The organism is Thiothrix fructosivorans (assembly GCF_017349355.1).
Lineage (GTDB): Bacteria > Pseudomonadota > Gammaproteobacteria > Thiotrichales > Thiotrichaceae > Thiothrix > Thiothrix fructosivorans.
The window spans coordinates 717,771-744,538 of record NZ_JAFMPM010000008.1 but is presented as its reverse complement, the minus strand read 5'-3'; the positions used below and the strand labels follow the sequence as shown (position 1 = coordinate 744,538).

General features: G+C 52.6%; 25 protein-coding genes. 11 read left to right on the top strand and 14 right to left on the bottom strand.

Annotated elements, in window-relative coordinates; translation table 11 throughout:
• Position 1 precedes the first annotated feature (1 nt).
• Both J1836_RS17900 and J1836_RS17895 read right to left on the bottom strand, forming a co-directional pair.
• Positions 2-733: a cadherin gene (locus J1836_RS17900; protein ID WP_207252469.1), complete on the bottom strand. Its 732-nt coding sequence runs from the start codon at positions 731-733 to the stop codon at positions 2-4.
• A gap of 120 nt (positions 734-853) precedes the next feature.
• A complete protein-coding gene (locus tag J1836_RS17895) occupies positions 854-1,384 on the bottom strand; it encodes a hypothetical protein (protein WP_207252468.1) in 531 nt (176 codons plus the stop codon).
• A gap of 171 nt (positions 1,385-1,555) precedes the next feature.
• On the opposite strand from J1836_RS17895, the gene J1836_RS17890 reads away from it, so the two are divergent.
• The 7 genes from J1836_RS17890 (at position 1,556) to phoR (ending at position 8,721) form a co-directional block, all read left to right on the top strand.
• Positions 1,556-2,335: a GNAT family N-acetyltransferase gene (locus J1836_RS17890; RefSeq protein WP_242632908.1), complete on the top strand. Its 780-nt coding sequence runs from the start codon at positions 1,556-1,558 to the stop codon at positions 2,333-2,335.
• A 100-nt stretch (positions 2,336-2,435) separates the two neighbouring features.
• A complete protein-coding gene (gene pstC, locus J1836_RS17885; RefSeq protein WP_207252466.1) occupies positions 2,436-3,824 on the top strand; it encodes a phosphate ABC transporter permease subunit PstC in 1,389 nt (462 codons plus the stop codon).
• Positions 3,825-3,836: 12 nt separating this feature from the next.
• Positions 3,837-5,120 (top strand): phosphate ABC transporter permease PstA, encoded by a 1,284-nt coding sequence (gene pstA / locus J1836_RS17880; protein ID WP_207252465.1) that lies wholly within the window; start codon positions 3,837-3,839, stop codon positions 5,118-5,120.
• Positions 5,121-5,126: 6 nt separating this feature from the next.
• Positions 5,127-6,011, top strand: coding sequence for a phosphate ABC transporter ATP-binding protein PstB (gene pstB / locus J1836_RS17875; protein ID WP_207252464.1), 885 nt, complete (start codon positions 5,127-5,129; stop codon positions 6,009-6,011).
• A complete protein-coding gene (phoU, locus tag J1836_RS17870; protein ID WP_207252463.1) occupies positions 6,008-6,718 on the top strand; it encodes a phosphate signaling complex protein PhoU in 711 nt (236 codons plus the stop codon). The genes pstB and phoU overlap by 4 nt, the downstream gene beginning before the upstream one ends.
• 9 nt (positions 6,719-6,727) lie before the next feature.
• A complete protein-coding gene (gene phoB, locus J1836_RS17865) occupies positions 6,728-7,426 on the top strand; it encodes a phosphate regulon transcriptional regulator PhoB (protein ID WP_207252462.1) in 699 nt (232 codons plus the stop codon).
• Positions 7,426-8,721, top strand: coding sequence for a phosphate regulon sensor histidine kinase PhoR (gene phoR / locus J1836_RS17860; RefSeq protein ID WP_207252461.1), 1,296 nt, complete (start codon positions 7,426-7,428; stop codon positions 8,719-8,721). Before phoB ends, phoR begins: the two co-directional genes overlap by 1 nt.
• On the opposite strand, the gene J1836_RS17855 is transcribed toward phoR, so the two are convergent.
• Both J1836_RS17855 and J1836_RS17850 read right to left on the bottom strand, forming a co-directional pair.
• On the bottom strand, positions 8,718-11,405 hold the full coding sequence (locus J1836_RS17855) for an ABC transporter substrate-binding protein (protein WP_207252460.1): 2,688 nt from the start codon (positions 11,403-11,405) through the stop codon (positions 8,718-8,720). The genes phoR and J1836_RS17855 overlap by 4 nt on opposite strands.
• Complete coding sequence (locus tag J1836_RS17850) at positions 11,405-12,133, bottom strand: UDP-2,3-diacylglucosamine diphosphatase (protein WP_207252459.1); 729 nt, start codon at positions 12,131-12,133, stop codon at positions 11,405-11,407. Before J1836_RS17850 ends, J1836_RS17855 begins: the two co-directional genes overlap by 1 nt.
• A 93-nt stretch (positions 12,134-12,226) precedes the next feature.
• On the opposite strand from J1836_RS17850, the gene J1836_RS17845 reads away from it, so the two are divergent.
• Positions 12,227-12,976 carry a proteasome-type protease gene (locus J1836_RS17845; protein ID WP_207252458.1) on the top strand — a complete coding sequence of 250 codons (750 nt, stop codon included), beginning with the start codon at positions 12,227-12,229 and terminating at the stop codon, positions 12,974-12,976.
• Here the strand turns inward: J1836_RS17845 and J1836_RS17840 are convergent.
• Complete coding sequence (locus J1836_RS17840) at positions 12,968-13,951, bottom strand: zinc-binding metallopeptidase family protein (RefSeq protein ID WP_207252457.1); 984 nt, start codon at positions 13,949-13,951, stop codon at positions 12,968-12,970. The two genes, J1836_RS17845 and J1836_RS17840, sit on opposite strands and share 9 nt — an antisense overlap.
• A 121-nt stretch (positions 13,952-14,072) precedes the next feature.
• On the opposite strand from J1836_RS17840, the gene J1836_RS17835 reads away from it, so the two are divergent.
• On the top strand, positions 14,073-14,693 hold the full coding sequence (locus J1836_RS17835; RefSeq protein WP_207252456.1) for a DUF2238 domain-containing protein: 621 nt from the start codon (positions 14,073-14,075) through the stop codon (positions 14,691-14,693).
• A 59-nt stretch (positions 14,694-14,752) separates the two neighbouring features.
• Here J1836_RS17835 and trhA read toward each other — a convergent pair whose 3' ends face one another.
• Entirely contained in the window at positions 14,753-15,388 is a 636-nt protein-coding gene (gene trhA / locus J1836_RS17830) for a PAQR family membrane homeostasis protein TrhA (RefSeq protein ID WP_207252455.1), read from the bottom strand.
• Positions 15,389-15,428: 40 nt separating this feature from the next.
• Here trhA and J1836_RS17825 point away from each other — a divergent pair, with 40 nt between their 5' ends.
• Positions 15,429-15,683, top strand: coding sequence for a DUF2238 domain-containing protein (locus tag J1836_RS17825; protein WP_207253207.1), 255 nt, complete (start codon positions 15,429-15,431; stop codon positions 15,681-15,683).
• 30 nt (positions 15,684-15,713) lie between these two features.
• Positions 15,714-17,252 (top strand): PD-(D/E)XK nuclease domain-containing ATP-binding protein, encoded by a 1,539-nt coding sequence (locus tag J1836_RS17820; RefSeq protein ID WP_207252454.1) that lies wholly within the window; start codon positions 15,714-15,716, stop codon positions 17,250-17,252.
• 34 nt (positions 17,253-17,286) lie between these two features.
• Here the strand turns inward: J1836_RS17820 and J1836_RS17815 are convergent, their stop codons facing one another.
• The 8 genes from J1836_RS17815 to fabZ all read right to left on the bottom strand — a co-directional run bounded on the left by J1836_RS17815 (position 17,287) and on the right by fabZ (position 26,763).
• The gene (locus J1836_RS17815) at positions 17,287-20,646 is read right to left on the bottom strand and encodes a transglutaminase family protein (protein WP_207252453.1); all 3,360 of its coding nucleotides are present in this window, start codon (positions 20,644-20,646) and stop codon (positions 17,287-17,289) included.
• A complete protein-coding gene (locus tag J1836_RS17810; RefSeq protein WP_207252452.1) occupies positions 20,647-21,606 on the bottom strand; it encodes an alpha-E domain-containing protein in 960 nt (319 codons plus the stop codon).
• The gene (locus tag J1836_RS17805) at positions 21,606-23,084 is read right to left on the bottom strand and encodes a circularly permuted type 2 ATP-grasp protein (RefSeq protein WP_207252451.1); all 1,479 of its coding nucleotides are present in this window, start codon (positions 23,082-23,084) and stop codon (positions 21,606-21,608) included. Before J1836_RS17805 ends, J1836_RS17810 begins: the two co-directional genes overlap by 1 nt.
• A 165-nt stretch (positions 23,085-23,249) precedes the next feature.
• Entirely contained in the window at positions 23,250-23,825 is a 576-nt protein-coding gene (gene rnhB, locus J1836_RS17800) for a ribonuclease HII (RefSeq protein ID WP_242632907.1), read from the bottom strand.
• Positions 23,825-24,364, bottom strand: coding sequence for a hypothetical protein (locus J1836_RS17795; protein ID WP_207252449.1), 540 nt, complete (start codon positions 24,362-24,364; stop codon positions 23,825-23,827). The genes rnhB and J1836_RS17795 overlap by 1 nt, the downstream gene beginning before the upstream one ends.
• A 12-nt stretch (positions 24,365-24,376) precedes the next feature.
• A complete protein-coding gene (lpxB, locus tag J1836_RS17790) occupies positions 24,377-25,531 on the bottom strand; it encodes a lipid-A-disaccharide synthase (protein ID WP_207252448.1) in 1,155 nt (384 codons plus the stop codon).
• Between the two features lie 3 nt (positions 25,532-25,534).
• Complete coding sequence (lpxA, locus tag J1836_RS17785; RefSeq protein WP_207253206.1) at positions 25,535-26,305, bottom strand: acyl-ACP--UDP-N-acetylglucosamine O-acyltransferase; 771 nt, start codon at positions 26,303-26,305, stop codon at positions 25,535-25,537.
• Positions 26,306-26,310: 5 nt separating this feature from the next.
• Positions 26,311-26,763 carry a 3-hydroxyacyl-ACP dehydratase FabZ gene (gene fabZ / locus J1836_RS17780; protein WP_207252447.1) on the bottom strand — a complete coding sequence of 151 codons (453 nt, stop codon included), beginning with the start codon at positions 26,761-26,763 and terminating at the stop codon, positions 26,311-26,313.
• Positions 26,764-26,768: the final 5 nt, after the last annotated feature.

Sequence of the window (26,768 nt, the reverse complement as noted above, 5' to 3'; positions counted from 1 at the left end):
TTTAGTTGCATTGCAAGCTACTACGCAAGTCGTTCAACTTTTTCTGAAGGGTCTGCCGTTGGCTGATAGAGCCAATTTTATTGATCAATGCCGCTAGAACCGATACTTCGCGCTTAATAGCACTTAACAGCAGAGGGTTTTTTTCACAAATGGACGATGGCGTTGGCACATTGCCGCACGTTATGGGCTTGCCGTAATTACCGGTATAACTATTCCCGCCTAACCAACCGATATTGGAAAACTCATTCCCCGGATTCGTATTGGCAGAATTGGGCAATTGACTGAAAGGGTCATGGTTATCAATCAAGGTAACCCCCGCCACACACCCCACAGCGCTTTTGAACGAAAAAATCCGCTTTTCTTTACCGGCTTGCCAATCGAAGGGCGGGGGTTTGCCACCGCTATACAGTAAGCCGAAAGACAGGTAATCGGCATCAGGGCTTTCCACAGGAGCATCCACGCGTGAATGGTTAACCCAATGGATGCCTGTTACCGCACTGGTCAATGTATCAATATTAAAACGGGTCTTATCAATACCGTGCGGCACTCTCAGCGTCACTTGTGAGGACAACACCATATCCGGTGAAGGTACGGTGTCTGGGGTCATGTAGACTACGTATTCTTTGCTACTGGCATCATGGCTGATACGAAATTGGACACCAGCAACGCTGGGAGAAGTGATTGCCAATGCTAATAGAGCAATACTGATTTGAATGCTTGGATGCGTTTTCATGACACAGATCCTTTGTTGTAGTGGGATTGTTAGCGGCTCTCTATGGTGCTAACACTACAGCAAGATAGGTTGATGAAAGGTTGGCAATACTGGTTTTTATTACCAACCTTTTATTAACCTTTAAGCCAGTAATGCCAATAAACGTTCGCGCACCAGCGGGGTACACAAGAGGTTGTCAGCATTGTCGATCAGCAATTGCGCCGAGGTGCAGGTACGCAATAAATCATCCATACCAGCATCAAGGTAATAACGGTATTCCACTAATGCCGGAGCCATGGATAACGGCAACAACGCCCCACGGTAGAGCGCGAGCGCCGCCGCAATATCGTGCTGCTCCAGCCTATCGGATAACGCCCTGAAATCTGTCCAGACAGGTATGAGTAAACGATAAGGGTGTGAACCGATTTGCCCATCCAGCAGATGACGTAATGCCGTCAGCATCGTTCTAATCGTCGTGGGTCGAGTCGTCGCCACATTACGGCACAAGGCATGATGTAAATCTGCCAACGACAGACCTTCAGGGTGTAGCGCGAGAATGCATAAAATTTCCAACTGGCGTTGGGATAGGTGCAAGCGCTGCCCACGAAATACCGCGTAAGCGTTCCCTAAAGCGTGCAGTTCCAACGCAGCATTCGACTTGCTGTTAGGCATTAATGACCTCGCAATCAGTGATTATTTTTATCATGTCACGTAAAGTAGCTTAAGGCTTACGGTTTTGCTGCGCAAGCGGGCTAGGCATTTCATGGTACTGCAAAATAACCGTCATTCATCTGTCACAGACCTTTCATAAGCTGGCGCGATATTATGAAAGGAGTGCAACCCATGACCGCCGCTATTCACTTACCCCAACTGCGCGTAGAACTTGCCACAACACCGCAAGATGTTCACGCCTCTCAACTGTTGCGTTACGACATCTTCGCCAAAGAACAAGGTGCTCACCTAGAAAGCGCTCGTGAAGGTATCGACCGCGACCATTACGATGACTACTGCCACCACCTGCTGGTACGCCGCACCGACACGAATGCGGTGATCGGTTCAACGCGCATCCTCACCACGCCGAATGCACGCCGTGCAGGCAGTTTCTACTCCGAAAACGAATTCGACCTGCGCGGCTTATTTCCGCAATTGAAGGGCAATGCGATAGAAATCGGGCGTACCTGCATCCACCCCGACTTCCGCAATGGCGCAGGCATCGGCATGTTGTGGTTAGGTTTGGCGCAATTCATGGAAATGCACCGCGTCGATTTCATGTTCGGGTGCGCCAGCATCAGCATGAGCGACGGCGGCGCACAAGCCTCTGCCATTATGCGGGAAGCGCGTACCCACAACCTCGCACCTGCTGAATTGCGCGTCAAACCATTGATGCACTTGCTGCCTGCACAACCTGCCGCCAAAGTTACGATGCCGCCGCTTCTCAAAGCCTATCTGAAACTCGGTGCATGGGTGGCGGGTGAACCGTGCCTCGACCCTGATTTCAACGTAGCGGATATTTTCATTCTGTTGGACGTTAATAACCTCAATACCCGTTACCATCGTCATTTTGTGCAAGGCAGCTTGCAACGCCGCCCCGTCAACGATGTGGGTTTGTTACGGGCTGCTTAACGTAATGTGACACCTTGTAACATTACTGTCATATTCAACGCCTACAATCCGGGGCGCGAACCATTAACCTGACCATACCCGTTCCAACTCAGGAGTTTTCATGAATACCTTGGGTATTTTGCTAACACTGAGCGTGCTTGCCGCGTTCAGCTACTACATAGGCCGGAAGCGTTCCCTCGCACTGGCTACCCCTGCGAAACGCGGCGGTAATAACCTGCATTCCTTGCCCGGTTACTATGGCTATCTGGTCGCTATTTGGTGCGGCATTCCTGCGTTGATCATCCTGCTGCTGTGGTCGGTACTCTCCGATTCCATCATTACCCAGATGACGCTTGCCCACTTGCCCACTGAATTACAAAACCAGTCCGGCGACCAAGTGAGCTTGATCAGCAACCAGATCCGCAACCTTGTCGCCAATGGCATCGAAACGGCTACCGACCCAGCGATGAAGGTTGCTGCGGAAGAATACAGCCGTTTGCAAGGCATCAGCAACATGGCAAAAACCGTGGTGGTCTTGGTGCTAGCAATCATCGGTTTCGCTATCGGGATGCGCTTTATCAAGCCCACTACCCGCGCCCGTAATCAGGTAGAACACGTTATCCAATACGTGATGATCTTGTGTGCGGCAGTGGCAATCCTCACCACCGTGGGCATTATCACCTCGGTACTATTTGAATCTATTCGCTTTTTTGGGCAAGTCCCCGCCACCGACTTTTTGTTCGGCACACACTGGAGTCCACAAACGGCTATCCGTGCGGATCAGGTGGGTGGTTCAGGATCGTTTGGCGCAATCCCGCTATTTGTCGGTACATTGCTGATTTCGGCGATTGCCTTGCTGATTGCCGTGCCGTTAGGTCTGATGTCAGCCATCTACCTATCAGAATACGCCAGCCCCTTTGTCCGCGCCTACGTCAAACCCGCGTTGGAAATTCTGGCGGGCATCCCAACCGTCGTGTACGGCTTCTTTGCCGCCTTGACCGTTGCACCCTTCATTCGTGACGTGGGCGCAATGATCGGCTTAAACGTTGCGTCAGAAAGTGCGCTTGCGGCAGGTGTCGTCATGGGGGTGATGATTATCCCCTTCATGTCATCACTGTCGGATGACGTTATCAATGCTGTACCCCAAGCGATGCGCGACGGCTCTTACGGCATGGGTGCAACCAAATCCGAAACCATCAAGCAGGTGGTATTGCCAGCAGCATTGCCGGGGATTGTCGGCGCATTCTTGCTGGCGGCTTCCCGCGCGATTGGTGAAACCATGATCGTGGTGATGGCAGCGGGTCTGTCTGCCAACCTCACCGTTAACCCGCTGGAAGCTGTTACCACCGTCACGGTGCAAATCGTGACCTTGCTGACCGGCGACCAAGAGTTTGACAGCGCGAAAACACTGGCAGCCTTCGCCCTCGGTTTGGCACTGTTTGTTGTCACCTTGATTCTCAACATCCTTGCGCTGCAAATCGTGCGCAAATACCGCGAACAGTACGAGTAAGCAGGAGTTTGTATGAGTACCACGATTACCGAAAAAGTCCGCGCCAGCCTTGGCAAGCGTTACGCCCGCGAAAAGCGTTTCCGCGCGTATGGCTTTATTTCCATCGCCTTGAGCCTGATGTTCTTGGTGTTGCTGATGTTCAATATTTTCAGCAAAGGTCTACCTGCCTTCAGCAGCACCTACATCAAACTGGATGTGACGTTGGACGCACAAACCTTGGGCGTTACGGCTGATGCCACGCCCGAACAATTGCGTACCGCCAGTTACAACAGCGTGGTGCAAAAAGGGGTGCAAGCCCTGTTCCCGGCGGTAGAAGAGCGCAAGCAGAAAAAGGCGTTGAAATCACTGGTCAGTGGCGACGCGCAGTACGAATTGCAACGCATGGTCTTGGCTGACCCCAAACTGATTGGCACCAACCAAACGGTGTGGGTATTGGCGGACGATGACATCGACATGTTCCATAAGGGCTATGTTGACCGCACCGCCCCCGAAGCGGATCGCCGTATCAAGGATTTCCAACTGGTCTGGTTGGATAAACTGGAAGCAGAAGGGCGTATCGACAGCCAATTCAACACCACCTTTTTCACCCGTGGCGACTCCCGCGAGCCAGAGCAAGCGGGTATCTTGAGTGCGCTGATGGGGTCGGTGTACACCATGAGTTTAACCCTGTTGTTTGCCTTCCCATTGGGCGTTATGGCGGCGATTTACTTGGAAGAATTCGCGCCTAAGAACAATTTCTGGGTCGATTTCATCGAGGTCAATATCAATAACCTTGCCTCTGTGCCCTCGATTATCTTTGGTTTGCTGGGGCTGGCGGTGTTTATTCAAATTTTTGGAATGCCGCGTTCCTCGCCGTTAGTGGGCAGTTTTGTTCTCACCTTGATGATTTTGCCGACGATTATTATTGCCAGTCGGGCGGCGCTGAAGTCTGTGCCGCCGTCGATCCGTGAAGGGGCGTTGGGGATTGGTGCATCCAAAACCCAATCGGTGTTCCACCATGTTGTACCGTTGGCAATGCCCGGCATTTTGACGGGGACAATCATCGGTATGGCGCACGCAGTGGGTGAATCCGCGCCGCTGCTGATGGTCGGCATGGTGGCGTTCATCGTCGATGTGCCACACGGCATAACCGATCCGGCAACCATCCTTCCCGTGCAAATTTATTTGTGGGCAGACAGCCCGGAACGTGCCTTTACGGAACGCACGTCCGCTGCCATTATTATCCTGCTGGCGTTCATGATTCTGATGAACTTGCTGGCAATTGTCTTGCGTAAACAATTTGAGAGACGTTGGTAACATCTTATGACAGAAGCAACCTTGAACATGGCGGCTGCCGCGCCCCAAACCCATAAGCCTGCTGCTGGCGGTCGTGAAGAATTTGCGCATGACATTACCGGCACAGTTGGTAAACCTTTCCTTGATGGCAAAGACACTAAGTTCTTCAGCCGGGGCGTGAATGTGTTTTATACCGGCAATAAGCAAGCGATTTTCGACGTGAATGTGGACATCGGGCGCAATGAAGTGATTGCCATGATCGGCCCATCTGGTTGCGGTAAATCCACCTTTTTGCGTTGTCTGAACCGCATGAACGACACCATTGCAGGCTGCCGCGTCACGGGTGACATTAGACTGGACGGTGAAGATATTCACGGTAAAGAGCAAGATCCGGTACTGTTGCGTGCACGGGTCGGCATGGTGTTCCAAAAGCCCAACCCCTTCCCGAAATCCATCTACGACAACGTGGCGTATGGCCCGCGCCTGCACGGACTGGCAGCTAACCGCGCCGAGTTAGATGAGATCGTAGAAAGCAGCTTGACTAAAGCAGGTTTGTTTAAAGAAGTTAAAGATCGCTTGCAAACACCGGGGACAGGTTTATCAGGTGGTCAGCAACAACGCCTGTGCATTGCCCGCACCATCGCGGTCAGCCCGGAAGTGATCCTGATGGATGAACCGACCTCTGCGCTTGACCCAATTGCCACCGCGACTATCGAAGAATTGATTGACGAATTGCGCCAGAGCTTTACTATTTGTATCGTTACCCACTCGATGCAACAGGCTGCGCGGATTTCGCAACGGACTGCTTACTTCCACATGGGCAAACTGGTGGAAGTGAACAACACCAAAACGGTCTTCACCAATCCCCAGCACCAATTAACGGAAAACTACATTACAGGACGCTTCGGATGAATAATACGCAACATACTTCGCACCAATACAATCAGGAACTGGAAGCGGCTCGTAGCAAACTGATGACGATGGGCGGCTTAGTGGAAACTCAAGTCACGGATGCCATTAAAGCCTTGCTGGAACGTGATAGTGCCTTGGGTGAAAAAGTCTCGTTCTCCGACTACGAAATCAATACGATGGAAGTGGCGATTGATGAGCAATGTGCGGAAATTATCGCCCGTCGCCAACCGGCTGCCAGCGATTTGCGCTTGCTGCTGACCATTATCAAGGTCATTACCGACCTTGAGCGCATTGGCGACGAAGCGGAAAAAGTCGGACGTTACGCGGTGGAAATGACCGAAACAGCCAGTTACGGCGATTTACACAACTCATTGCGCCACTTGGGTGAACACGTCAAAGCCATGCTCAGTGATACGTTAGATGCGCTGGCACGTTTGGATGTAAAGCAAGCCATGCAGGTCGTTAGCAATGATCAGCAAGTGGATGAGGAATTCGATTCCATTACTCGCCAACTCTACACGCGGATGCTGGAAGACCCACGCAATATCAAGGACAGCTTGAACGTGACGTGGTGCGCCCGCTCAATGGAACGCATCGGCGACCATTGCAAAAACATCTGCGAATACGTCATCTATTTGGTGAAAGGCAAGGACGTGCGCCACACCAATCTGGAAAAAATGCGCGACGAAATTCTGGGTAATGATTAAGTCACCTGCATGAAAAAACGCATTCTATGCATTGAGGATGAAGCGGCGATCCGTGCCATGATCCGCTTTTCCTTGGAACGCGAAGGCTATGCGGTGCAAGAAGCGGCGGATGCGCGAGTTGCGCGTGATCTGGCAGCAGACCAGTTACCTGACTTGATGTTGGTCGATTGGATGCTGCCGGACTTGTCCGGCCCCGAACTCATCCGCCGCTTCCGCCGTGACCCACTGACCCGCGATATTCCGATTATCATGCTCACCGCCAAAAGCGAAGAGGATGACATGATCCACGGGCTGGACGCAGGTGCAGACGATTACCTCATCAAACCCGTGTCACTCAAAGCCCTGAGTGCGCGAATCAAAGCCTTGTTGCGCCGTTCGGAAGGTTTCGATGAACAACGCGTAATCAACGCGGGACGCCTGCAACTTAATCAGGATGCGCACCAGTTACGCATTGATGGCACACCCGTGCATTTGGGTACGACCGAATACCGCTTGCTGGAATTTTTCATGCAGCACCCAGAAAAGGTCTATTCCCGTGCTCAATTACTCGACTTTGTTTGGGGTCAAAACACCTATATCGAAGAACGCACTGTTGATGTGCATGTGCTACGCTTGCGCAAAACGTTGAAAACCCATGCTGCCGATAACGTCATCCAAACGATTCGCGGCGCAGGTTATTTGTTTAGTGGCGAATCAACAGGTGATTGATGTCGAATGATTATTGGAGTATCGAACGCTACCGTCTTGCAATTGTCGTCGGTGGCGGGTTTCTATTGGCGTGGTTGACTCCCTACCCATTCCCCATCATGGTGCTGGTATTGCTGGGTTACATTGCTTGGATGTTACACAAACTCTACGAATTGCAACGCTGGCTTACCAATGGACAAAAACCAGAGGAAATGCCTGACAGTGATGGTGCATGGGAACAAATTGCCTACTTGTTCCACAAATCCCAACAAAAAAGTGCTGAGCGCAAACAAAAACAAAAAGAATTACTCAATCGCTTCGACAATGTGCTCTCCGTCTTACCCGATGCAGCCATTTTGCTGGATATTGACAATCATATTCAGTGGGCGAATAAATCAGCCGCAAAACTGCTGGGTATTCGCGATGAAGTTGACCGAGGCAAGCGCATTGATACGCTGCTACGTAATCCTGACTTACACAAATTGTTAGAAGAAAACAGCGAGCGTAAAGTCACGTTTCCTTCACCGCGTCATAGCAATCTGACGTTGCGTGGGCGTTTGTTACCCTTGCAAGGTGGCTCACGGGTATTGAGCGTGCGTGACATTAGTGAAGGTGTGCAATTGCAAAAAACCCGCAAAGCCTTTATCGCTAACGCTTCCCATGAATTGCGCACCCCCTTGACGGTGTTGACGGGTTATATCGAGCTGTTTGAGCAAGACCCGGAATTACCGGATTATTTCCAAGCACCGTTGCAACAATCCCGCGAACAAGCCGCCCGAATGCAGCAAATCATCAGTGATATGCTGGCACTGTCACGGCTGGAAAGTCAGGAAACGACACCCTTAATGGGCAATCAAGTGGATGTACCCGCACTGTTGGAGAGTGGTATTCAAGCAATCCGCGACACGTTGGCAGCGAATACGCACACGTTAGAAGCACAAATCGAATCCGATTTATGTGTGTGTGGTTCGGAAAAGGACATCCACAGCATCATCACGAACTTGCTCGCCAATGCGGTCAAACATACCCCGACGGGAACGCGCATTCGCATCCTGTGGCAAAGCGAAGCGGATGGACAAGCCTGTTTAAGCATAGAAGACAATGGCCCTGGCATTCCTGAAAAGCACTTGCCGCATTTGACTGAACGCTTTTATCGGGTGGACGAAGGACGTTCACGCGCTAGTGGCGGCACAGGCTTGGGTTTAGCGATTGTTAAACACGTTATGCAGTGGCATAACGGCAAATTGACGATTGAAAGCAAGCCCGGACGCACAGTGTTTCGCGCTTGCTTCCCAGCAAAGCGGGTGCTGGATTAAGCCAAGGTGCGCCCCGCCAACCACCGCACCAACACCGCCCGCAATTGCACCATATCAAACGGTTTTGCAAGGTAATCACTCATCCCGCTTGCCAAACACTGGCTACGGATGTCGGCATGGGCGTGCGCGGTCATGGCAATAATCGGCAAAGCTCGCCAACGCGGGTCAGCACGCAGTTGTGTGGTTAAGGCATCCCCTTTGATCCCCGGCATTTCAACATCCATGAATACGAGGTCAAACGTACCTGTTTCAAGTGCCACCATTGCTTGGGCAGCATTCTCCGCACTGGATGTGATACAGCCGAGGATATGTAACAACTCAATGCTGATCATCAGGTTCAATACATCATCGTCCACCACCAGAATCTGCGCCCCTACCAATAGCGCATTCGCTGCCGTCGTGGATAACACCGCCGCGTCAGGCAACAGCGTAGACGGCGCATCACACCCAAAGTCCGCACAGAACGTAAACTCACTGCCCACACCGGGAATACTTTCCACACTAATCGCGCCGCCCATCAATTCCACCAAATGGCGGCTGATGGATAAGCCCAAACCCGCGCCTTTCACCGCCTCATACTCACCCGCATCAATCCGCACGAAGGGTTCAAACAAGCTCTCGCGCTGATTTGCCGGAATTCCGATACCCGTATCACGCACACTGAATTGCAACCTAACCTTAGCCGCCATATGCGCTTGCAAGCCCACATGCAGGGAAACGCCGCCCTTATTGGTAAATTTAACCGCATTAATCAGCAAATTATTCAACACTTGGCTCAGACGCAACGGGTCGCCGATCAACACAGCGGGAATGTCATCTTGCACATCCATCGTGAACGCCAAGCCCTTGTCCGCGATGGTATCTTGCACAATATGTCGAATGCCTTGCAGAATTCCCTGCATATTGAACGGCACAAGGCGCAACACCACCTCCCCCGCTTCGATACAGGAAAAATCCATCACATCTTCGACAATCCCCAGCAACAACTTGGAAGAACTGTGCAATTGTTGGGCGTATTCACGCTGCTTACCCTGCAAACTTTCCTGTTGCAGCAATTGCGCCAAACCCGTGACGGCATTCAACGGCGTGCGGATTTCATGGCTGATATTGGCAAGGAAAATGGATTTGGCGCGGGTCGCCGCATCGGCTTGTTCCTTGGCTTGCTGCAATTTCTGCTGAACATCGACCTGTGCGGTAATATCCATAATCAAGCCTTCCAATATCAGCGGCTCGCCCGCCGCATCGTAAGCCACGCAGTGCCCCTGTTCCCACACCCAACGCCATTCCCCCGAACGGTGTTGTATCCGGTAACTCAACTGGAACAGATGCCGCGCAGCACTGGCCTTAACCACCGTTGCCGTCACCTCCGCACGATCATCGGGATGAATCAAACGCGTCCACGTCAACCGCTGCGATGCAATCAACCACTCGGGTGGATAACCCGTCAGGGCTTCGCAGCCTTCACTGACAAACTCCATCGTCCAATCAGCATCGTTATGGCAACGGTAAGCCATCCCCGGTAGATGCCCAATCAGGTTTTGCAAGGAACGCTGGCTGTCCTGCAACAAACGCTCACTCGCTTGCTGGGCAGCGACCGATTGTTGCAATAAGGTGTTCTTTTCCTGCAAACGCCCGTTGACCCACGCTACCACACCACTGCCAATAAATCCCAATAGCGCAACCACCCCAAACCCGCCGAGTATCCACCACAACCAGCGATAATCCGGCTTTTGATCGGGGTCGTACAAAAAGCCATCCAACTGGCTGGTATCGTTAACCATGCCCAGCTTGATGAACGTATCCGCCATGCGCCGCCAGCGTTCCGAATTCATGTGACCGATTTTGACAATATCCGGTTTCACTAAATCATGAATACGCACCGCTTCAAACTGCAAGGCCTCACGGTTCAACTGCGGGTAACGTTTCAGCAAGACGCTGATCATGTCATCGGGGTTTTCCAGCGCGTATTGCCAGCCTCTCACCACCGCACGGCGTAACGCCGCCACTTGCGCTGGGTGTTCCTGCAAATGCCGCTCGCTAGTAAACAAGGTATCGCCGTAAAAATCCACCCCGTAAGTGATCGGCTGAATGTAATGAATGTCGTGCCCCGCCTGCGTATTGAAAAAGGGCTCACTGGTCATGTAACCGTATTCCGCATCCACCTGCCCAGACAGCAATGCCTCCATTCCCGGTCGATTCGGCTGCAACGCCAAGGCATCCAGCGCCACCCCTTCGTTCACAAACATCGCAGCGATTTCTACAATCGGCTGCCCGCCGACCTGCATTCCAATGCGTTTATGAGCTAAATCGTGCGGCGTGCGCAAACCCGCCGTGCCCTCAGTCATTAACATTGCGGGCGAATGTTGGAAAATGCTCGCCAATGCCACCACTGGCTTGCCTTGCAAACGGTAGTACACCAATTCCCCCGCCTCAATCGCGTAGTCCGCCCGCCCCTCCAACACCTCAATTAGTGGCGCTATGTCAGAGCCACCGGGCAATAAGCTGACATCCAGCCCTTCCTCACGGAAAAAGCCGTATTCCAACGCAGCGTAATACCCCGCAAACTGGAACTGCGGTTGCCACTTCAATTGCACGGTAAGCGATTCCAGAGGCGGCTGCGCGGCAATTGCCAGCTTTCCAAAGAGACAGCACAGCAACCCTAACCAGATGAGGCGACGTATCATTAACATTCCAACGTCATAGTGTCAGCATCCACACGCAAAAAACTCCCTTTGGCTTCGTGCCAATCGCCCAATACTACCCGCTGTGATCGCAAGTCATCCAGCAAGAAATCATGCACAGCAGGGCGATGCGTATGCCCGTGAATCATGCACGTTACACCCGTTGCTCGCAAGGTCGCTTCTACTGTCTGCTGATTCACATCCAAAATCGCCTCCGCCTTGCCCTGCATACTCTGGCGGCTTTGCGCTCGCATCACTTCGGCTTGACGAATACGTTCCGCCAGCGGTAAGGCAAGGAATTGCTGCTGCCATTGCGGGTTGCGGAACAGCTTGCGCACTTGCTGGTATTCGACATCATCGGTACACAGCGTATCACCGTGCAATAACAAGGTCGGCGTGCCATACAAGTCGATGAGGTGCTGCTCTGGCAACAAGGTACAGCCCGTCACCTCTGCAAAACGCTCCCCCACCAAAAAGTCGCGATTGCCGTGTTGGAAATACAGCTTCACGCCACTGTCACTCACTTGCCGCAAAGCTGCTACTACCGGCTGAAAAATCGCCGCATGAGGCGTAGCCAGAGCATCATCACCGACCCAATATTCAAAGAAATCACCCAGCATGTAGAGTGCATCCGCCCTACCCTCAATCTGCCCCAGCAACGCCAATAATTGGCGCATCACACCGGCGCGGGACGCATCTAAATGCAAATCGGCAATAAACCAGCTCGACATACGTATCATTTATCCTGAAAACACAATAGAACATTGACCTTACGCAAAGAGTCTAATAAGTTATCTTCACCTCAACCACCCCTTTGAACTGACATGACATACTGTATAGGCATTTCTCTCGATGCTGGGCTTGTTTTAACCTCAGATTCCCGTACCAACGCAGGCATTGATCATGTCAGCCAGTACAGCAAGATGCACCGTTGCGCCACCACGCCCGACCGCTGCTTGGTGATCATGAGTGCAGGCAACCTTGCCACCACCCAAGGCGTTATCCAGCAAATTCGCCGCGATGTGCAAGAAGGCGCACCCCGCAATATCAATACGCTGAATTATCTGGCAGATGTTGCCGAATACTTAGGGGATGTGTTGGTCAACCGTATCCGCAAACACACCGAACAAACCGGCTTTGTGCCGGATGCTACCCTCATGCTGGGTGGGCAAATTCGCGGACGCAATCCCAATCTTTACATGATCTACCCGCAAGGCAATTACATTACCTCGTCGGAAGACACACCTTACCTACAAATCGGCGAAAGCAAATACGGCAAACCCGTGCTTGACCGTTTTCTTACCCTCGAAACCTCGCTGGAAGATGCGGCGGTGTGCTCGCTGATTTCGATGGATTCCACCATGAAAAGTAACGCCAGCGTGGGGCCACCAATTGAAATGCTGCTCTACCCGCGTGACCAATTCAACGCCCCCATCCATTACAAATTGGATGCGGAAAACCCGTATTTACTCGCTATCCGCCACGAATGGGCGAACCAGTTGAACCATGCCTTCCGGGCGATGCCACGGTTACAAGACCACGCGCAACCCGACAATTCACTGCATTCAATCTGAGCCAATCACCAACTGATGGATAAACCGCAGTTTCACAATCACCTGCCGTGATAACGTGAAGGGGTAAGCGTCGCGCTGCCCCATGCTGCGATTTAGCGCATTCATCATCAGTGTCAATTGCCGCCATTCCTGCATTAACAGTGTAAAACCGCTGGCGTCGACGGCATCTTGCTGGATTAAACCGAATTCGGTCGCGGTTTCCAGCGTATCCATGATGTGTAAATAATGCGCCCACGTTTCTGCCCAATCCTCCCACGGGTGCGAGCTGGCGTAAGCGCTGATATGGCGTTTTTGCCAATGCGGCGCAGGGCCACACGCGTAATAATAATCCAACGCTTGCCGGTAGTTTTCCTCGTCACCGAACAGAGAGCGAAAGCGCGAATACCATGCTGAATTGTGGATCAATTTATCCCAATAATAATGCCCGCTTTCATGACGCAAATGCCCTAACACCGTGCGGTAACGTTCGTTCAATTGTTCGCGGGCGGTTACTCGATGTGCTTCATCCGCCTCCACCGCGTGCAGGGTAATCACCCCGTTATGATGCCCCGTATACACCAGCGATTTTTTCACCAAGGGATTGGTGCGCTGGTCTTCCAGAAAATCAAACGCTAGCCCGTAGTTGAGATCTTGCGTGCGACTCACCACCGGCAAGCCCAGTGCAATCAACGAATACACCAAGCGCCGTTTAGCACTTTCTAACACAGACCAACGACGCACATTGATTGGAATATCTTGCGCCGGAACAGTGCGCGTCAAGCGGCAAGAACGGCATTGCTTATGGCTATCCCCCGCTGCAATCAGCCAATTACACCCCACCGCATGATCCCGCAAACCACAAGTACGCAGCGTTGAACGCGTCAGCACCACCATTTTCAGGGTATCGGGGTTAAATCCTAACGGGTTGTTGCAATAGGAACATGCCTTATCCTCAAAAAAGACTTCTTGCCCGCAGACACAGTGGAAACGCTTCATCCATCACCCCAAAATTGGGTAATATCGTTGGGTTGCATCGGGATTTCCTCAGATGATAAGTGAAGCATCAATATACCACGGACATCCGCGCTCATAACAATCAACAGGACGCACACAACGCATGTTAAAAACGCTTTGGCTCGGTATTTTTGCTGCCACGCTGTTATGGTCAGGCATCCATCCAAAAGACTACTTCACGTGGTTTCTGGAAGTGGTGCCTGCGCTGATTGGGCTTGTAGTGCTGGCGTTTACCTACAGGTCATTTCCGCTCACGCCGCTGGTGTACGTGCTGATCCTGTTCCACTGCATCATCTTGATGGTGGGTGGGCATTACACCTACGCAGAAGTGCCGCTGTTTGACTGGTTCAAGGAATGGTTCGGCTTTGAGCGTAACAATTACGACAAAGTAGGGCATTTTGTGCAAGGTTTCGTGCCCGCGCTGATTGCCCGCGAAATCCTCATCCGCAAAGCCATCATTAACGGGCGCGGCTGGATGAATTTCTTCATTGTGAGTTTCTGTCTGGCATTCAGTGCGCTCTACGAGCTGATTGAATGGGCGGTCGCGGAATTTTCGGGTACATCCGCCGAAGCATTTTTGGGTACGCAAGGCTATGTGTGGGATACGCAGTCGGATATGGCGCTAGCGTTGCTGGGGGCTGTGGTGGCGCTGGTGGTGTTGGGGCGGTGGCATGATCGGCAGTTGACAGTGTGCAGGCTGCGGTCAAGCTCGTCGATGATGTAAACCTTGCGGCTGGCAGGCACAGACAAGTCCAGTTGACTATTAGCCATTGGACAAAGCGTTTACGCCGGGATCACATACACCGCAATCGCCACGCAATGGCAAGCAGCCCCAGCCAGCACGAACAGGTGCCAAATAGCATGGGTGTAGTGGTATTGCTTCGCCGCATAAAACAGCGCCCCAACCGTATAGGCAAGCCCGCCAGCCACCAGCAGCGCAAAACCGGGGGCTGGCAACGCCACATACAGCTCATACACTACCAGCAACGACAACCAGCCCATCAGCAGGTAAATCACCAAGGATGCACGTTTCAGCCGGTGGATAAAAAACACCTTGAACAACACCCCAGCCACTGCCATTCCCCAGATCACAAACAGCAGTACCCGTGCCAATGGGGAATGCAGGGTAATCATCAAAAACGGCGTATAGGTTCCCGCAATCAGCACAAAGATGGCGCTGTGATCCAGCCGCTTCAACACTGCCTTGACGGTCGGGTGATAAAAACTGTGGTACAGGGTGGAACACAGGAACAGAATGATCAAGCTCGCGCCATACACAGCTACTCCGGCTATATTAGCCGCGTCTAGTGTCCCTGACGCTTTTACCATCATTAATGTCAACGCCACAATCGCTGCCGCAGTACCCAAGCCATGCGTGACGGCATTGGCAATTTCTTCACCTAGACTGTAATGGGTCATGTTTTTGGCTTGCATCGAAATTTCCTCAGATTGTCGATGAATCATCAATATACCACGGACATCCACTCCGTGCTTAACAGCACTCGTCGTACTCTACGAGCTGATTGAATGGGCGGTCGCAGCATTTTCGGGCGAATCGGCGGAAGCGTTTTTGGGTACGCAAGGTTATGTATGGGATACGCAATCGGATATGGCGCTGGCGTTACTGGGGGCTGTGGTTGCGCTGGCGGTGTTGGGTCGGTGGCATGATCGGCAGATAGCATCAATCAGAAATACCCAGAAAATGCTATCCTAGCCCCATCGCCACTGAAAACAGACCACCGCCATGTTGCAACGCTTACCCGTCGGTATCCAAACCTTTTCCGAGCTTCGCAGCCGTGACTGCCTGTATGTGGACAAAACGGAAGCCATCCACCGCTTACTTACGACAGGGAAATACTTCTTCCTGTCGCGCCCGCGCCGCTTCGGAAAATCGCTATTGCTATCTACCATCAAAGAAATTTACCAAGGTAATCGCGCCCTGTTCGACGGCTTGTGGATTGCCGATCAGTGGGATTGGGGCAAGGTGCATCCGGTGGTGCATCTCTCCATCAACAAGCTGGACTATCAAGGTTCAGGGCTGGATGCGGCATTGCAACAAGCCCTACACCAATGCGCCACACACTATCAGGTCGAATTACACAGCCTCACCCTGAAAAATCTGTTCACTGAATTGCTGGAAAAACTCGCCAACAAACACAGCAATGTGGTGCTGCTCATCGACGAGTACGACAAGCCGCTGATTGACTATCTCGATGACATCCCGCAGGCAAAAGCCAACCAGCAGATCATGAAAACGTTCTACTCTGTCATCAAAGACAGTGACACGTATCTGGAATTTTTGCTGATCACGGGCGTATCGAAATTCAGCCGCGTGTCGATTTTTTCCGACCTGAATAATCTGGCGGATTTAACCATGCACCGCCGTTTTGCCACCTTGACGGGTTACACCCAACAAGAATTGGAGCATTATTTCGCGCCGTACATGCCTGAATTGGAGCAGCATTGCCAACTCAACCGCGCTGAATTGCTGAAAAAAATCCGTTATTGGTACAACGGCTATACGTGGGATTTACAAACCTCCCTGTACAACCCATTTTCGGTGCTAAACCTGTTTGCGAACGGGGATTTCCGCAATTTCTGGTTTGAATCCGGTACGCCGACGTTTTTACCCAAGTTGATGCACCGCGATAAGGTGTATCGGCTGGATAAGTTCAAAGTGGATGAGTTAATGCTGGGTAATTACGATCTGGAAACCTTGCAACTGATTCCGGTCATGTTCCAGACGGGTTATTTGACGTTGCAAAGCAAAGACAAGCGCGGTATGTATTGGCTGGACTACCCCAACCGCGAAGTGCGTAATTCCATGCTGATTTTCCTGATGTCAGAATGGGCGCATGTCGAGCCATCCTATACCACCCCGATGGTGGTGCAACTCAGTGATGCCTTCGATGACAACGATGTGCCTGCGATCATTGAAGTCATCAAAACGGTGTTCAAGAAAGTCCCTTACCAAATTTTCCTGCAAGACCGCGAAGCCTATTACCACAGCCTGATTTACCTGACATTTTTCTATCTGGGGCAATACGCCGAGGCAGAAGTCAACGACAGCAATGGGCGTATCGACTGCGTGGTGAAGACCCCAACCCACATTTTCATCCTCGAATTCAAATTGGATAAGACTGCGAAAGCGGCAATGGATCAGATTAAAAACCGGGGGTATGCGGGTGAGTACGCCACTGACCCGCGCCCAAAAGTGCTGATCGGCATCAATTTCAGCAGCGAGACCAAAAGCGTGGATGATTGGGTGGTCGAAGAAGGATGAGCATCCCGCCCATCCTTCCATCCTGAATCCCCGTTCAGACTCGCCGCAAATCCAGCGTATACGGATAATCCGCATTCACCTCTTCAGGCGGTGGACTCATCGGCTGCGGCTTCGCCCCATGTTCATAGAACGCCCGCGTCGCTTCCGACAAGAACTTCGGCTCAATCACGCCCGGCGTATGCTCTTCACGGAAGCGCGAGAAGCGCCGACTTTCTGCCTCATACGCATTCACCGGGAAGATCTCGGAATTGCGCCCACCCGGATGCGACACATGGTAAGTACACCCACCCACCGAACGCCCATTCCACGTATCAATAATGTCGAACACCAACGGCGCATGAATCCCAATGGTCGGATGCAACGCGGAAGGCGGCTGCCAAGCGCGGAAACGCACCCCAGCCACATACTCACCCTTCACGCCCGTCGCCTTCATCGGCACACGCCGCCCATTACACGCCACCACATAGCGCGAATCGGTCAGACCATTGATTTTCACCTGCACCCGTTCCAGCGACGAATCCACAAACCGCGCCGTGCCTTGGCTACTCAACTCCTCGCCCAACACATTCCACGGCTCCAGCGCCGCCCGCAATTCCAGCTCAATGCCGCAATATTGCACGCGCCCATACACCGGGAAACGGAACTCATGGAACGGCGCAAGCCACTCCAACTGGAACGGATACCCCGCCGCCTGCAAGTCCGCACACACATCCTTCATGTCTTCCCACACGTAATGCGGCAACATGAAACGGTCGTGCAACGCCGTGCCCCAACGCACCAAGCGATGCGCATACGGCGTATTCCAGAAACGCACCATCAGGGTACGGATCAGCAACATCTGTACCAACGACATCCGCGCATGAGGCGGCATTTCAAAGCCACGGAATTCCAGCAGCCCTTGGCGACCGCTGAAAGAATCCGGCGAATACAGCTTGTCGATGCAGAACTCCGCCCGATGCGTATTGCCCGTAATATCAATCAGCAAGTTACGCAGCAAACGGTCAACCAACCACGGCTGATCATTGTGTCCGCTCGGCATTTGCTGGAACGCGATTTCCAGCTCATACAAACTCTCATCCCGCGCCTCATCCACCCGTGGTGCTTGGCTAGTCGGCCCCAAGAACATCCCCGAAAACAGGTAAGACAACGCCGGATGGTGCTGCCAAAACGTCAACAAACTGCGCAATACATCCGGTTGGCGCAAGAACGGGCTATCGCTCGGCGTAGCCGCACCCAGCGTGACGTGATTGCCGCCGCCTGTGCCAGTATGCCGCCCATCCAGCATGAATTTTTCCGCACCCAGCCGCGACAACCGTGCCTCTTCGTACAGCAACTCAGTATTCTGAACCAATTCCTTCCACGTCGTCGCCGGGTGAATATTCACCTCGATAACACCCGGATCAGGCGTGACCTTGAACGATTTCAAACGCGGATCAGACGGCGGCTCGTAGCCTTCCAGCAAAATCGGCATCTTCAGTTCAGCAGCAGTGGTTTCCAGCGTCGCCACCAAATCCAGATAATGCTCCAAGAAATGCAACGGCGGCAGGAACACATACAAACGCCCTTCCCGCGCCTGCACACACAAGGTAGTACGCGGCACTTCGCGCCATTCCTTCACCATCGTTTTGGTCGCATCGGCGTGCTGCAAGGTCGGCTCAGGCGGCGCGACATACGCGCTGTAACGCTGCTCGACTTCGCCGTGGAAATCCGCCAACGTTGGGCGGTCTTCAAACGGGCAAGGCTGCGCCTCGACTTCGCGCTCGTCTTCAGCCGTCCACGCCAAACTATCCAGCGGCAGACGGAAACCCATCGGCGAATTGCCCGGAATCAAATACATCTCTTGGCGACGGAATTCCCACGGCGCACTCGCCCAGCTTTTCGTCGCATCATCCCAACGCAACGGCAGCGCGAAACCTGTCGGCACATCTAACCCGCGCTGCAACGCCATCACTAAATCGTTCCGGTGCTTACTATCCCGCAAATTCAGGGTCAACCAATCCACATTCGCAGGCTGGTTCGCTTCTTTCCACAAGTAATACAAACGGTCTTCGTAACCCGGCACGAGGTACTTTTTGTTCAACGCCAGCTTGGCGCACACTGTTTCAGCAAACACTTTCGCGTGCGTATCGTTGTAGCCGTAATCCTTCTGATCGTCCGCCACCAGTGCAGGATCTTTCCACACTGGCACGCCGTCCGGTCGCCAGAAACAACCCAACGCCCAACGCGGGAACGGTTCGCCCGGATACCACTTGCCCTGCCCAAATTGCAGCGCACTGCCCGGCGCAAACACTTTCTGCATCCGCCGCAACAACACACCCGCCCGTTCGCGCTTGTGTTCGCCCAACGCCGCCGTGTTCCACTCCGCACCATCCATATCGTCGATGGAAACAAAGGTCGGTTCGCCGCCCATCGTCAAACGCACATCGCCGCGCACCAAATCGGCTTCGACCTGATTGCCCAGTGCCAGCACGTCCGCCCATTGCTCATCCGAATACGGCTTGGTCACACGCGGGTCTTCGAGAATCCGGCGCACATTATTGTGGAAATCGAACTCGACTTCGCACTTGTCGGTGAAACCATCAATCGGCGCAGCACTACCCGGCGAAGGCGTACACGCCAACGGAATATGCCCCTCACCTGCAAACAGCCCCGAAGTCGGGTCAAGCCCAATCCAGCCCGCACCCGGTAAATACACTTCTGTCCAAGCGTGCAAGTCAGTGAAATCCACCTCTGTCCCGCTAGGGCCATCCAACGCCTTTTGGTCAGCCGTCAATTGCACCAAATAACCTGACACGAACCGCGCCGCCAGCCCCAAATGCCGCAAAATTTGTACCAGCAACCACGCCGAATCGCGGCATGAACCCGTTTTCGTGGTCAGGGTTTCTTCACACGATTGCACGCCCGGTTCGAGGCGAATGTTGTAACCAATGTCCTGCTGCAAGCGACCATTGATTCCCACCAGGAACAGCACGGTGTTGGGCTGTTTATGGTCAACACCTTTCAACCATTCCTTCAGCAACTCGCCATCTTCAGCAATTTCCAGATACGGAATCAGCTCTTTTTGCAGGGCTTTGTCGTACTTGAACGGGAATTTCTGCGCGTACTCTTCCACAAAGAAATCGAACGGGTCGATCGTCACCATATCGGCAACCACATCAACTTCCACGCTGAATTCCATCGTTTTTTCGGGGAACACCAAGCGTGCCAGCCAGTTACCGAACGGGTCTTGCTGCCAGTTGATGTAATGCTTTTCCGGTTTGATTTTCAGCGAATACGCCAGAATCGGTGTGCGCGAATGCACCGCAGGGCGCAAACGCACCACATGCGGCGACAGGCTTACCGGGCGATCAAATTTATACCCGGTGTAATGGTTTAAAGCGACGTGAATACTCATTTAAAGCCCTTGTGTTTGCTGTTGACCACTACGATCAGGATAAAACCATGTCTTGGCAATCTCGGCGTGCAATACGCCCAGTTCGCTCTGCAAATAGTCCATCAAGGTGTGTACCTGTTCTGCCGGAATCGCGCCAACGTCTTGCGCTTGCGAATGTTCCAGCACCCGTTGCGCCATCGTCATCGGCATGTCGGGGTCAGGCAAATAGCGCATCCGACGGCTCATTGCCGCCAAGGAATAACCCACCGAGCCGGGGAATACGGTGTCATTCATCAAAAAGCGCATCACGCTCGCGCCTTCCACCCGTGAATGGATGTGCTGCAAATACATCTGCCGCGCACTCAATGCTTGCAGCAAGTTTGTCCACAAGATGCCGTCATATTTACGCAGCGTGTCGCTACGATCATCCGACAACAGCAAGGATGTCATTTCCAGAATCCGGCTGGTCATGTCGGTGCGTTCCAGATGCTTGCCGATTTGCATGAAATCGAAGCTGTGGTCACGGCTCATATGGCTGTCCAACGCGCCACGGATGCACTGGCAATGCTTCATGACTTCGCGCAGGAAAATCTGCCGCGCGTAACGGTCAGCAATGCGCGGCAAACTATTGGTCATCAGCAAATGAATCTGGTTAGCTTGTTCCCAAATTTCTTCCGGCAACACATCCAACGAAGTACGCACGTTTTCGCGCACATTCGCCAAGGACGTTGCCAGCGATGAAGGGTTGTTGGTGTCCGCAATCAGGAATTGCATGATATTGGCTTCATTGCCCCATTCGTAATGTTCGCTGAAGACCTTTTCAGCATTGAACAAGCGAATCAGGGTGAACCAGTTGATTTCCATGCGCCCCGGTAAATCCATCAGCAACGCGGTATGCACGTTGATCAGGCGGGCAGTTTTTTCGGCACGTTCTAAGTAACGCGCCATCCAGTAAACACGTTCAGCTACACGGGATAACATCAGACTTCCTCCCCTTCCACGACATCGCCCACAATCCACGTATCTTTGCTGCCGCCACCTTGCGACGAATTCACCACCAACGAACCTTCCACCAATGCCACACGGGTCAAACCACCCGGTGTGACAAAAATATCCTTGCCGCTGAGAATGAACGGGCGTAAATCCACATGGCGCGGGGCGATTTTAATGCGTTCTTGATGGGGGGTTTCACATGACGTTGGCGTGACCGACAGGCTCAAGGTCGGCTGGGCAATGTAATTGTTAGGGTCTTCCTGAATCAATGTGCGGAATTCCTCAACTTTTTCCGGCGTGGAATGCGGCCCCACCAACATGCCATAACCACCGGATTCATTGGCGGGTTTCACTACTAATTCTGCCAAATGTTCCAGCACGTATTCGCGGTCTTCATCGCGACGGCACACATAGGTTGGCACGTTCGGCAGCGTTGGTTCTTCACCGAGATAATAACGAATCATGTCCGGCACATAGGCATAGATGACTTTATCATCTGCTACGCCACATCCCGGTGCATTGGCGATAGCAACCTTGCCCGCTTTCCATGCACGCATAATACCGGGAACGCCGAGCATCGAATCTTCGCGGAATACTTCGGGGTCAATGAAATCGTCATCAATACGGCGGTAAATCACATCGACGCGCTCTAAGCCTTTGATGGTTTTCATGTAGACGTACTCGTCTTTGCCGACCACCAAATCCGCACCTTCCAACAGCACCAAACCCGCTTGTTGCGCGAGGAAAGCATGTTCAAAGTAGGCCGAGTTGTAGATGCCCGGAGTCATCAGTGCGATGGTTGGGTCATCCAGATCAGGGCGCAACGATGCGAGCATTTCGTACAATTGCGCAGGGTAATTGCTAACGGGGCGAATCGGCAAAGTGTTGAAGATTTCCGGCAACACGCGCTTGGTAATGTTGCGGTTTTCGAGCATATACGCCACACCAGACGGCACACGCAAGTTATCTTCCAGCACATACAACACGCCATCGCTATGACGCACTAAATCCGAGCCGCAAATATTCGCCCAAACACCGTGCGGCGGAGTCATACCGATGCACGCTTGGCGGTAGCCTTTGGATTGCAGCACGATGTCCGCAGGCATTACACCGTCTTTGAGGATCTTGCCACCGTTATAGATGTCTTGGATGAACATATTTAGTGCACGTATGCGTTGCTTCAGCCCTATTTCGGTGCAATCCCATTCTGCTGCTGGAATAATGCGTGGAATAATGTCAAATGGCCAAGCGCGGTCAATGTTGCCCGCATCGCTGTAAACCGTGAACGTTATGCCCATTTCACGGATAACAGCCTCGGATTCTTGCACACATTGACGAAAACGTTCGGGGGTAAGGTGACGTAGATACTCGACCAGCTTGTAGCTCGCTTCACGCGGTTGATGCACCGCAGCAATCAGTTCGTCATACAACGCACCGGGGTCGTATTGATTCCATTCTTTTTTCATAGACTTATTCCAGTCAGGAGTCGATGTTGTAAATAGCGGCTTTGAAAAGCCTGCAAACCTTATTGTTGTCATTCATCTAGCAAGATTCATGCCCAAGAATGGGGGAGAGTTACCGAGACTAGCGAAATAGTAGCGAAATCTCGATTATACTGAGCAATGCTTGCTCTAAGTTGAAACAACTGCTGCCAATATATCCCTAATGGGTGCAAAACTGCGCCGATGGATAGGCGTTGCCCCAAACTCGCGCAATGCCGCCAAATGCACCGCTGTCCCATAGCCTTTGTGCTTGGCAAAGCCATACTGCGGATACACCGCATCCAACGCCACCAGTTCCGCATCCCGTGCCACTTTCGCAATGATCGACGCAGCGCTGATTTCTGCTACCGTTGCATCGCCGCCAACGATTGCTTCCATTTTATACGCCGATGGCGGACACCGATTGCCATCAATCTTCACCAAATCGGGCTGCACCGCTAAACCTTCCAACGCCCGCTGCATGGCTAGAAACGTGGCTTGCAGGATATTGATCGCATCAATTTCCTCCACTTCGGCTCGTCCCAGACTCCACGCCAGCGCTTTCTCTCGGATTTCAAACGCCAATTGCTCGCGGCGTTTCGCGGTAAGTTTTTTGGAATCGTTCAAGCCTGCAATCGGGCGATTCGGGTCAAGAATGACCGCCGCCGCAACCACAGCCCCCGCCAAGGGACCGCGCCCAACCTCATCGACCCCTGCAATCAACATCACGCTTTCCTCAGTACAAACACGGAAGCGGGTGGAATATTGAAAAACACCGTGCTCACGCGTTGCACTTTAAAGCCTTCACGCTGCAAACGGTCAAACAGACGAATTTGCTTAATAAACGGCGTATAGCTCATCTGCACAATCGTCGAGCCGCTATTGAGGGAATCGCGGAACTGTTCCACCAACTTTTCGGAATAAAACATCCCCGTCACGGGCATACACGACACCAAGACACAATTGCCCAAGCCTTCTTCGCTCTCGTCGATGGGCAGGGTGAAAAAATCCTTCGCTAACAATGGGGTATCAGCGCCAAAACGCTCATGAAACTGGCGTACAAACGACGGGTGTTTTTCCACAAATGAAAAGGGAATCGGCGGTTGCATGAAATATTGCGCCACCACCCCGCTGCCCGTGCCAATAAAGATACCGCGAGCATACTGAGAAAAATAACGTGCCGCGACTTCAAACATTTTCGCCCCAAACTTATCGCTGGAACTGATGACGGAGCCGGTGTGCTTGAGTTTGGTAAGGTAGACCATAATGTAGTGTCTCTAAGATTCTTTGAGCGAAAAATGGGTAAGAATAGCATTGGCGGCGCTGTCACTGGCGCTTTTGCGCAATTGCGTGTGCAATGCTTGGAAACGTTGCAAGATATACTGCTGACGTTCAGGCGATAAGGTAAACAAATTTTCCAGCGCTGCGACGAGTTGCACAGGCGTAACCTGTTCTTGTAAGAGTTCTGGCACGAGTGCTTCACCCGCGAGATTATTCGGCAATGTCACAAATGGCACTTTCAGCAACTTAAAGGTACGAATCAGCCATGCCGTGAGCGGGGCAACGCGGTACGCCGCCACCATTAAACGCCCCGCCAGCATTCCCTCCAATACCGCTGTGCCAGACGCGAGCAGAATGTAATCTGCCGCCTGCATCAAAGTACGCGACTGCCCATCCAATACGGTCAGGCGCAAAGCGGGGGTCACTTGTTGGCGAATAACTTCCAACGCTTGGCGCAAACGCGGTGTCGCGGCGGGGGTTACTAACTGTAAATCGGGGTATTTTTGCTGCAATTGCCAAGCCGCTTGCAAGAAATCGGGGGCAAGACGGTTAACTTCGCCGCTACGGCTGCCGGGTAATATCGCCAGAATGCGGGGCTGTTGTGGCAAACCCAAGACTTGCCGCGCACTTGTCCGACTCGCATCGAATACCACCTCATCCGCTAACGGATGCCCGACGAATGCAGCCGTAATGCCATGTTCGCGGTAGAAATCCACTTCAAACGGAAATAGCGTGAGCATCAGATCAATGTTCCCGCGCATTTTGCGTACTCGCTTAGCACGCCACGCCCATACTGACGGGCTAACGTAATGCACCGTGGGAACACCAATAGTGTGTAGTTTGGCAGCGAGGGGTAAATTGAAATCGGGCGCATCCACACCAATGAACAAATCGGGCGGATTATCGCGCCACCGCTCAAACAACTGTTTGCGAATTGAGAGCAATTCAGGCAAATGTACCAACACTTCGACCAGCCCCATCACCGAGAGTTTTTCCAGCGGAAACAAACTGTGGCAACCCGCCGCCTGCATTTCAGTGCCAGCAATGCCTTCAAACTGGCAGTCAGGGCAACGCTCACGCAGTGCTAGAATCAGCCGCGCTGCCAGCAAATCTCCCGATGCTTCTCCGGCAATGATGGCAATACGCTTCATGCCTTAACGAATCAGCCCCCGCTGGCTGTTGTGACAGAAATCGAGTAATAAGCGGATGTCGGCAAATTCACCGTAATCCACGTCAATCTTGACTAAGGCTTCCTGCATGGTCAGGTTGTGGCGATAAAGAATACGATGCGCTTCTTTAATACGGTGCAGCGCTTCCGCCGTGTAACCCCGCCGTTTTAAGCCTTCCAAATTGATACTGCGTGGTTCAGCGGGTGTACCCGTTGCCATCGTATACGGCGGCACGTCTTTAGAAATTGCCGACCCCATGCCGGTAAACGCGTGTTCGCCAATCGTGCAAAACTGGTGTACCAAGGTAAACCCACCCAGAATCACCCAGTCGCGCACTTCCACATGCCCTGCCAAGGTCGCGCTATTCGCAAAAATGGTGTTATTGCCGATGATGCAATCGTGCGCAATGTGAACATACGCCATGATCCAATTGTCATCACCGATAACGGTCTTGCCTTTATCCTGCGCTGTGCCTCGGTTTAAGGTGCAACATTCGCGGATCACATTGCGGTCGCCAATGATTAGCTCGGTGGGTTCGCCGTTGAATTTTTTATCCTGTGGGGCTGCACCCACCGAGGCAAATTGATAGATGTGATTTTCCGCGCCGATACGCGTAGGTCCCTCTACCACCACATGCGAACCGATACGGGTATCACGTCCGATACGCACATCCGCACCAATAAGGCTATACGCCCCCACTTCGACACCCTCAGCCAGTTGCGCTGACGGGTGTACAATAGCGGTAGGGTGAATCAGACTGCTCAAGCGGCCGTCTCTTTTTTGGCGGCACACATGAGTTCAGCGGATACAGCAAGTTTGCCATCAACGCGTGCTTCCGCACTGAAAACCCACATAATGCCTTTGCGCTTAATCAATTCAACTTTCATCACCAATTGATCGCCAGGGACAACAGCCTGCTTGAAACGGGCTTTATCGACGGCTACCAACAAGTACAGCGTATCGGTTTGCGGCTCTTCACCCATCGTGCGAAAGCCCAGCAAGCCGGTGGCTTGTGCCAATGCTTCAATGATCAACACACCCGGCATAATCGGTTGATGCGGGAAATGCCCGTTGACCCACGGCTCATTCACGGTAACGTTTTTAATCGCGGTCAGTGATTTACCGACTTCGTATTCCACCACGCGATCCACCAACAAAAACGGGTAACGGTGTGGCAGGTAATTTCTAATTTGTTCAACGTTCATTGTACCCATCGCGC

Excerpts from the sequence above, each read along its gene's own strand:
- pstA (WP_207252465.1), top strand. The coding sequence starts at position 3,837 with ATGAGTACCACGATTACCGAAAAAGTCCGCGCCAGCCTTGGCAAGCGT.
- J1836_RS17805 (WP_207252451.1), bottom strand. The coding sequence starts at position 23,084 with ATGAAAAAAGAATGGAATCAATACGACCCCGGTGCGTTGTATGACGAA.
- phoB (WP_207252462.1), top strand. The coding sequence starts at position 6,728 with ATGAAAAAACGCATTCTATGCATTGAGGATGAAGCGGCGATCCGTGCC.
- pstB (WP_207252464.1), top strand. The coding sequence starts at position 5,127 with ATGACAGAAGCAACCTTGAACATGGCGGCTGCCGCGCCCCAAACCCAT.
- J1836_RS17900 (WP_207252469.1), bottom strand. The coding sequence starts at position 733 with ATGAAAACGCATCCAAGCATTCAAATCAGTATTGCTCTATTAGCATTG.
- J1836_RS17795 (WP_207252449.1), bottom strand. The coding sequence starts at position 24,364 with ATGGTCTACCTTACCAAACTCAAGCACACCGGCTCCGTCATCAGTTCC.
- J1836_RS17895 (WP_207252468.1), bottom strand. The coding sequence starts at position 1,384 with ATGCCTAACAGCAAGTCGAATGCTGCGTTGGAACTGCACGCTTTAGGG.
- J1836_RS17840 (WP_207252457.1), bottom strand. The coding sequence starts at position 13,951 with ATGAAGCGTTTCCACTGTGTCTGCGGGCAAGAAGTCTTTTTTGAGGAT.
- J1836_RS17820 (WP_207252454.1), top strand. The coding sequence starts at position 15,714 with ATGTTGCAACGCTTACCCGTCGGTATCCAAACCTTTTCCGAGCTTCGC.
- J1836_RS17890 (WP_242632908.1), top strand. The coding sequence starts at position 1,556 with ATGACCGCCGCTATTCACTTACCCCAACTGCGCGTAGAACTTGCCACA.
- J1836_RS17850 (WP_207252459.1), bottom strand. The coding sequence starts at position 12,133 with ATGTCGAGCTGGTTTATTGCCGATTTGCATTTAGATGCGTCCCGCGCC.
- J1836_RS17835 (WP_207252456.1), top strand. The coding sequence starts at position 14,073 with ATGTTAAAAACGCTTTGGCTCGGTATTTTTGCTGCCACGCTGTTATGG.
- J1836_RS17815 (WP_207252453.1), bottom strand. The coding sequence starts at position 20,646 with ATGAGTATTCACGTCGCTTTAAACCATTACACCGGGTATAAATTTGAT.
- lpxB (WP_207252448.1), bottom strand. The coding sequence starts at position 25,531 with ATGAAGCGTATTGCCATCATTGCCGGAGAAGCATCGGGAGATTTGCTG.
- pstC (WP_207252466.1), top strand. The coding sequence starts at position 2,436 with ATGAATACCTTGGGTATTTTGCTAACACTGAGCGTGCTTGCCGCGTTC.
- fabZ (WP_207252447.1), bottom strand. The coding sequence starts at position 26,763 with ATGGGTACAATGAACGTTGAACAAATTAGAAATTACCTGCCACACCGT.
- phoR (WP_207252461.1), top strand. The coding sequence starts at position 7,426 with ATGTCGAATGATTATTGGAGTATCGAACGCTACCGTCTTGCAATTGTC.
- trhA (WP_207252455.1), bottom strand. The coding sequence starts at position 15,388 with ATGACCCATTACAGTCTAGGTGAAGAAATTGCCAATGCCGTCACGCAT.
- J1836_RS17845 (WP_207252458.1), top strand. The coding sequence starts at position 12,227 with ATGACATACTGTATAGGCATTTCTCTCGATGCTGGGCTTGTTTTAACC.
- phoU (WP_207252463.1), top strand. The coding sequence starts at position 6,008 with ATGAATAATACGCAACATACTTCGCACCAATACAATCAGGAACTGGAA.
- rnhB (WP_242632907.1), bottom strand. The coding sequence starts at position 23,825 with ATGTTGATTGCAGGGGTCGATGAGGTTGGGCGCGGTCCCTTGGCGGGG.
- J1836_RS17855 (WP_207252460.1), bottom strand. The coding sequence starts at position 11,405 with ATGATACGTCGCCTCATCTGGTTAGGGTTGCTGTGCTGTCTCTTTGGA.
- J1836_RS17810 (WP_207252452.1), bottom strand. The coding sequence starts at position 21,606 with ATGTTATCCCGTGTAGCTGAACGTGTTTACTGGATGGCGCGTTACTTA.